The sequence below is a fragment of the Spongiibacter sp. genome, assembly GCF_041602295.1.
Lineage (GTDB): Bacteria > Pseudomonadota > Gammaproteobacteria > Pseudomonadales > Spongiibacteraceae > Spongiibacter.
Genome location: NZ_JBFIGO010000156.1, coordinates 1 through 4390, shown reverse-complemented (window position 1 = coordinate 4390; position 4390 = coordinate 1). Strand labels below are relative to the sequence as shown.

The window sequence follows — 4390 nt, the reverse complement described above, 5'->3', positions numbered from 1 at the left end:
GCTGCGCAGATGATTATGCAGGTGCACGATGAATTGGTGCTGGAAGTGGCCGAAGAGCAGCTGGACGCGGTGCAGGCGAAGGTCGTGGAACTGATGTCCGCTGCCGCCGAGCTGGCCATCCCCCTGGAGGTCGGGGTTGGCTGTGGTGACAACTGGGACGAGGCGCACTAATTTGCGGATCAGTGATTGACCAAATGGCTTAGGCGCCGCTGCCAGTCCCGCTGCCAGAGGGGGATTTTGTCGGCCATGATGGGCTGAGAAATAAAATAACCCTGGCCGTATTCACAACCTGCCCGGCGGGCAAAAGCCCAGTCGGATTCGCTTTCTATGCCTTCGGCAACGACCGACATAGAAAGCTCGTTGGCCAAGTTAAGGCTGGCGTTGAATATCGAGCGCCGCGTGTCGTCAGTGCTTGCTCCAGTCACAAAGCCGCGGTCAATTTTTAGTTCGCTAAAGGGCATATCGCGCAATTGCGACAGTGTGGAATGGCCGGTGCCAAAATCGTCAATCGACAGCGAAAAGCCCATAATGCGCAGGCTGGTTGCCGTATCAATGGCCTGCAGAGAGTCGTCAATATTGCTGCTCTCCGTGACTTCGATGGTGACTTGTGGGGCGGGAATACAGTAGTGCTCGGCCAATTCCCGTACTAGGCTGGGAAATTCAGCGAGCCGCATATCTTCCATCGTGACGTTGACTGCCAGGCTTGGCGCCGGCTTCGTCGACTGCCAGTTTGCCGCCTCTGAAAACGCCATGTCTATGACCTGGCGGGTGAGCGATTGCAGGTCATTCGCGGTAGCGAACTGTGTTAAAAAATCGCCGGGCGAAAGTATCCCGTGCTCGGGATGGCGCCAGCGGACAAGTGATTCGAAGCCGGCGATGGCGCCGTCGGTCAGTCGAACCTTTGGCTGGTAAAGATTAAAAAATTCTCGCCGATTTAGTGCGAGTTGTAGATCTTCGGCGGTGAAAACAAGTTGTGCAGAGCGCTCAGCGGATTGTGTAGTCGGCTGCCACTGCTGGAGTAATTGCTGGAGAAGCGTGCTGGAAACAGGCTTGTGCAAATAGCCTAAAACATCGATATTCTGGCGGCGAATTAGCGATGCGGTGGTTTGTAAGATTCGCTCATCGGCGCCGCTGACCAAGATGACGCTGCCGAAGAAGTTTCTGTTGCTGAGCATGCGCGCAAATTGCACGCCATCTATGTCGGGCATCTTTAAATCCAAAATAATGATGTCCGGGCGGCCGCTATCGCGGTCGAAGCAACGGATTGCTGCCTCGCCACTGTCGGCCGTTTCGACGTGCTTGCTAACACTGCTACTGATGGTCAGCAGCATTTGCCGCATAAATGCATCATCGTCAACAATCAGTATCTTGCGGTCGCTATTCATAGCCACTCCCTAATTGCTCTGGGCGAGCTCCCGGGTCAGTGCCGGTTTAAGTTTTGCTAAACAGCTGCGCCATTGTTCGATAAGTTGGCCATCGCTATGAGGACTTTCGCCATAGTGCTGTTCCATATCGTCACAGAGCTGTGCAAGCTGTTGTGCGCCGATGGCTTTTGCCGAAGACTTCATTGTGTGGGCAAACGTCACTATGGCGTTTGCGTCGCCCCGGCCAAGCAATTCCTCCAGTTGGCGTTCGGCCTCGGCCAGTGTCTGTTTGAACAACTCTACAAACTCTGCCGCTAACTCATCACTGCCGCCAGTATAGTTTTTGAATATATTTAGATCCAAAACCGCATCGTGAGTGCCGTCCACTGGGGTGTCGACGGCAGTGCAGTCGTTTGGGGCCGTGCCAAGATGCTCGGCAATACACCGGCTTAGGGCCGAGATGCTGGTGGGCTTTGTCAGAAAGGTGTCGATGCCCGCGGCCCGGCACTTTGCGTCCTCGCCGAAAATTACATTTGCCGACAGCGCAATAATGGGGGTTCGCCGGCGCGCGAGTTGCGGTTCGCGACGGCGAATTGCCCGTGCCAGGCTGTAGCCGTCGAACTCGGGCATATGCAGGTCGGTAATGAGCAACGGGTACTCCCTTTGTTGCCACAGCGCCAGCGCCTGCTCGCCATTGCTGGCGTAGTCTGCAACATAGCCAAGGCGTTCGAGCTGCTGGGCAATGACCTGTTGGTTTATTTCGCTGTCTTCGGCGACCAGTAGTCTGGCGATAGGTGCGCTGAGGGCGCGCGCAGGAGAGGCGTCGCCCGCTGGCGTGGCGGGGGCTTGCCGGGGTTTGTCGCGGTTAAGCTGGGCGGAAATGGCGGTGATATAGTCCAGGGATAATACGGCGTTGCCCACGGCAATGTGTTGCCGGCTGAGCCTGGCGGCACTGTCGCCGCCGACGCTGATCCAGGCGGTTACCGTTACGTCCGTGCATAGTTTTTTACTTTGCGCACTGCTAAGAGTCGCGGCTTCGCTATGCATCAGCAGGATTACTGGGCGGTCGCCCGCCAGCGATGGCCGGTCGTTTGCGCTGTAGATAATCTGGCAGCTGCCGCCGGCTTTTCGCACATCCTTATCGATCGCCATAGCGCAGTCGTCAGCGATGCCGAATAACAGAACGTCTTGTTGCAGTGGGGCGGGGCTCGGTGTATCGGCATGCTGCATAGGTAAGCGAATCGTGAAACAGGTGCGTTGCCCGGGGGTGGAATTGGCGACAATGCTGCCGCCCATCAGCTCGACCAGTTCGCGCGATATGGCCAGGCCCAGGCCGGTGCCGCCAAACAGTCGGGTTGTGGATTCGTCGGCCTGGGTAAAGGGGGTAAACAGCCGAGGTAGCACGTCTTTCGCGATACCGATGCCGTTGTCAATAATTTCGAAGCGCAGTAGCTTGTCGGCACAAGACAACAGTATTTGTACTACGCCTGGCGATTCGGGCTTGGCCGAATATTTTATGGCATTGCCAATAAGATTAAGCAGCACTTGGCGCAAGCGAAAGGGGTCTCCCGATACGGTGTGGGGCACATCTAGGCTGGCATAACAGTGCAGCTGAACGCCTTTGTCAGCCGCCACCGGTGTCATGAGATCGAGGACTTCGGCGAGGGTGTGGCGAGGGTCAAATTCGACGTTCTCAAGGGTGAGGCCGTCGGCTTCTATCTTGGAGAAATCGAGGATGTTGTCGATGATATGCATAAGACTGTCGGCCGATGATCGGGCGATGCCAACCGAAGTCAATTGCTTTGGTGTCAGCTTTTCTTGCTGAAGTAATTCCAGCATGCCGATCACACCATTCATCGGCGTGCGGATTTCGTGGCTCATACGCGCGAGGAATTGTGACTTCGCGTGGTTCGCCGCCTCGGCTTCGTCGCGGGCCTTGCGCATGGCCGCCTCATTTTCGCGGAAATGGCTGACATCCAGGCTGATTCCCAGTGCGCGCAGGGGGTGGTTGTCGGCATCGCGCTCTACGTGACACTGAGACTGTACGGTGCGTACATTGCCATCGCTGCCGATGAGCCGGTGCTCTAAATAATAATGCAGGCGAGTATTGTCGGGGTTGGAAAAAATATTGTAGGCCAACTGCGCATCTTCTGCGGGGAAGTACTGCGCGATAAAGTCGTCAATCGCGATAGCCGTTTTTTGCCCGCTGTCGGTTTTCTCGCCGAGCATTGCCATCATGCCGTCGCCGAGTAGGAAGCGGTGGCGGTTGAAATCAATCTCCCAGACACCCATGTTCGCCATATCGATGGCGGAAGATAACAGTGTGGTGGTGGCGGTAAGCTGCCTTTCTGCCTGCTCCCGAGCTTGTAATTCGGCGGTCAAGCTGAGGGTGCGCTGGCGGATTTCGCGATCCTTCATGACCTGACGATTGGCCGAGCCCATAACGGCGCCGGCAATAGAGAAGGCGCTGATGATGGTAAACAGCGTATACAAATAGTTGATGGGAGAAACGCCTGCCTGCCAGTACAAGCTGTCCGCGAGCAGTCGAATGGAAAATGTATTGCCGCCAATGGCGTGTTCAGAGAAGGCGATTTCCACGGTATTTTGACTGAGCGTCGATAACATCTCTGTAACGCGGTCGTCTGGGGCCGTCGTGGAGATAATCAGCTCCAGGTTATTTTCGCGAATCTGTGCCAGGGTGTCGGACATGGCTGATTTTAAATTGTAGATGCCGACCAACACCCCCAGGGCATTTTCCTGGGTCGATCGGTGAACGGGCTTGATGGCGTAGATCACGTCTTGCTGGCTGCAGCGGCGGCCTGTGGGTGGCACAAGCAGTATGTCGCCACGCTTAATGGCGTCGTCGACGGGGTAGGGATCAAAGCATGTCGACAGAATATTTAAGCCTTGGAGCTCGGCCGCTGCTTGCTCCGGGTAAATATACAGGCTCGGGTAGTAATAGGCTCGTTCTTGCTCGGTGCTTGTGCGGCCGTTTTCGTGTAGCGAGAGGATGGTCAGGCCGTGGC

3 protein-coding genes are annotated in these 4390 nt (G+C 56.2%); 1 reads left to right on the top strand and 2 read right to left on the bottom strand.

Features of this window, described 5'->3' with window-relative positions:
- Positions 1–9 precede the first annotated feature (9 nt).
- The gene (locus tag ABYM29_RS14945) at positions 10–171 is read left to right on the top strand and encodes a DNA polymerase (RefSeq protein WP_372865589.1); all 162 of its coding nucleotides are present in this window, start codon (positions 10–12) and stop codon (positions 169–171) included.
- Positions 172–179: 8 nt separating this feature from the next.
- Here ABYM29_RS14945 and ABYM29_RS14940 read toward each other — a convergent pair whose 3' ends face one another.
- Positions 180–1385 carry an EAL domain-containing protein gene (locus tag ABYM29_RS14940; protein WP_372865588.1) on the bottom strand — a complete coding sequence of 402 codons (1206 nt, stop codon included), beginning with the start codon at positions 1383–1385 and terminating at the stop codon, positions 180–182.
- Positions 1386–1394: 9 nt separating this feature from the next.
- Positions 1395–4390, bottom strand: a 2996-nt coding sequence (locus tag ABYM29_RS14935; protein WP_372865586.1) for an ATP-binding protein, incomplete at its 5' end; no start/stop codon positions are given.

What these genes read in the sequence shown, in the direction of transcription:
- ABYM29_RS14945 (WP_372865589.1), top strand. Translation starts at nt 10, where the DNA reads ATGATTATGCAGGTGCACGATGAATTGGTGCTGGAAGTGGCCGAAGAG.
- ABYM29_RS14940 (WP_372865588.1), bottom strand. Translation starts at nt 1,385, where the DNA reads ATGAATAGCGACCGCAAGATACTGATTGTTGACGATGATGCATTTATG.